Below are 2,476 nucleotides of genomic sequence, written 5' to 3' on the forward strand. Positions count from 1 at the left end.
CCCCTCTCCCACCTCACGGTGGGAGAGGGGGAGCCGCGTAGTTGGCGGGAAAGGCATTATCGAGCGAAATGCAGCCGTGCCCCTCTCCCGCGCCAGTGGGAGAGGGGGACACATAGTGTTCACTGCAGAGAACGCTGAGAACGCGGAGGATGATCTCCATCCCAAAACCCCTTTGCGCTCTCTGCGTCCTTGGCGTCTTTGCGTTGAAATCCTTGGCGCTCTCTGCGTCGTTGGATCGCTGTGCGAGCGCAGGTGTGTTATCATGCCCCTGCGGCGTGGCGGGTGGAGCGAGGATGGGTATGGAGACAGTACTTTCGTGGCTCTTGCTGATGATGATCCTGCTGTCGGTGTGGTATGTGATCGCATATCTGGTCGCGTTTGTTCATCTGCGCGAACGGATGCTGTTCTTGCCAATGGCGCAGTGGATCCTCGTCGGGGTGGGGCTCGGTTCGATTGTGCTCAACAATGGCACACCGGTGCTGGTGTGGGTGATGACGCCGCTCTTGATCGGGTTGGCGCTGGCCGGGATCTGGCGGCGGCATCCGCGCGGGTTGGCGCTTATCTTGCGGTCGTACCCCCGTGGCACGCTCGACGTACTCTCGTTTCGGCGTCCGGTTATCGATCTGAAGCGCCGGGTGCGCACGAAGTAGTGGTCAAACAGTGGGTTGGCGTTCCTTGCCCGTGACAGCAGCGAGGGGTTGAAGCAGGTTATGAGAGCTGATCTTGTTGCGGCGCTGCTGCGCGTTGTTGATTCCGCCATTGTGTTGCGCCGGCCGGAAGAGCTGATGCTCTACGAGTACGATGGCTCGGTGCTCGATCAAGGGATGCCGGAGGTAGTGGTGGCGCCACGCACCACTAACGAGGTGGCAGCTTGCGTCAAGGTAGCTGCCCAGCTCGGCGCGCCGATCGTGGCGCGAGGCGCTGGTACCGGTCTGGCCGGCGGTTCGGTACCCGAACAGGGTGGGTTGGTCATTTCACTCACGCGCCTGAACCGCATCCTCGCAATTGATCCGGTCGCCCGCACCGCTCGCGTGCAAGCTGGCGTGGTCAATACCGATTTGAGTCTGGCCGCCGCGCGCTACAGTCTCCATTTCGCCCCTGATCCGAGCAGCCAGCGTTCGAGCACGATTGGCGGCAATATTGCCACCAATGCCGGCGGGCCGCATTGCTTGAAGTACGGTGTGACCACCAACCATGTCTTAGCCGCTACCGTCGTGTTGGCCGATGGCCGGGTGGTGGAACTGGGCAGCGCCGCGCTCGATGCCCCCGGCTACGATCTGCTTGGGGTGATGATTGGCAGCGAAGGCACGCTGGGCATTGTCACCGAGGCGCTGGTCAAACTGACGCCAAACCCGGAAGCGGTGCGCACATTCCTCGCGATTTACGATGATCTCGATGCGGCTAGCACGACGGTGTCGGCCATCATTGCCCACGGCATTCTGCCTGCGGCGCTTGAGATGCTGGTTGGGCAGGGGATTGCGGCGGTGGAAGCGGCGGTGCGGGCCGGGTATCCGGCTGATGCGCGGGCCGTGCTGTTGATCGAGATCGACGGTTTGGACGAAGAGGTGGCGGCGCAGGCAGAGCAGATCGCGACGTTGTGCCGGCAGTATGGCGCGCGCGAGTTGCGCGCCGCCCAAGATGAAGCACAGCGGGCGAAGTTGTGGGCCGGGCGCAAGGGCGCGTTAGCCGCCTGCGCCCGAATTGCGCCCCACTACCATATCCAAGACGGGGTGGTGCCGCGGTCGCGGTTGCCCGAATTGCTGCGGTTCACTGAAGAGGTGGCGACGCGCCATCAGATTACTATCGTGAATATCTTTCACGCCGGTGACGGCAACCTGCATCCGTTGTTGCTGTTCGATCTGCGCCACCCCGGTGCGCTCGAGCGGGTAGTGGCGGCGAGTGAAGAGATTTTGCAGGCCTGTGTCGCTGCCGGCGGCACCATCAGCGGTGAGCACGGGATCGGGATCGAGAAGCGCGATTATCTAGGATGGATGTTTGGCCCGGCTGATTTGGCCGCTTTTGCCGATGTGCGAGCGGTCTTTGATCCGGCTGGCATAATGAATCCGTGCAAACTCTTGCCCAGCGGCAGTAATTGTACCAATATTCGCCGCGCGCACGGCGCGTTGCGCGCGGTTGATCGCGGGGCATGGATTTGATGCCGGTGCAATGATGAACGTGGTATCTTCCCAACCAACGACCCAAACCGCTACGTATGCGATCGGTGATTTCCTGCCGCACCATGTGGCGCAGCCGGCGACTGTGACCGAAATGGCGGAAGTGCTCGCTGCGGCATCGCGCGCGCGCTCGGCGGTGGCGCCGTGGGGCACCGGCACGCGCCAGTTTTTGACTAACCCGCCTACACGCTATGATCTGGCCCTCGATCTGCGCCGCCTCAATCGGGTGCTCGAGTACCATCCCGCCGATCTGGTCGTGATAGTCGAGGCTGGCATCTCCTTGGGCGCATTGCAAGCGGTGC

3 protein-coding genes are annotated in these 2,476 nt (G+C 62.6%); all 3 read left to right on the forward strand.

Annotated features, from left to right (window positions below):
* The first annotated feature begins 299 nt into the window (after positions 1-299).
* Positions 300-650 carry a hypothetical protein gene (locus U9R81_RS09565; protein ID WP_066786494.1) on the forward strand — a complete coding sequence of 117 codons (351 nt, stop codon included), beginning with the start codon at positions 300-302 and terminating at the stop codon, positions 648-650.
* A 60-nt stretch (positions 651-710) separates the two neighbouring features.
* The gene (locus tag U9R81_RS09570) at positions 711-2,156 is read left to right on the forward strand and encodes an FAD-binding oxidoreductase (RefSeq protein WP_322495254.1); all 1,446 of its coding nucleotides are present in this window, start codon (positions 711-713) and stop codon (positions 2,154-2,156) included.
* Positions 2,157-2,166: 10 nt separating this feature from the next.
* The coding region (locus tag U9R81_RS09575) for an FAD-binding protein (protein WP_322495255.1) at positions 2,167-2,476 on the forward strand (310 nt) is incomplete at its 3' end.

Source organism: Chloroflexus sp., assembly GCF_034435895.1.
In the GTDB taxonomy this organism is placed as follows: Bacteria; Chloroflexota; Chloroflexia; order Chloroflexales; family Chloroflexaceae; genus Chloroflexus.

Excerpts from the sequence above, each read along its gene's own strand:
- U9R81_RS09570 (WP_322495254.1), top strand. The coding sequence starts at position 711 with ATGAGAGCTGATCTTGTTGCGGCGCTGCTGCGCGTTGTTGATTCCGCC.
- U9R81_RS09565 (WP_066786494.1), top strand. The coding sequence starts at position 300 with ATGGAGACAGTACTTTCGTGGCTCTTGCTGATGATGATCCTGCTGTCG.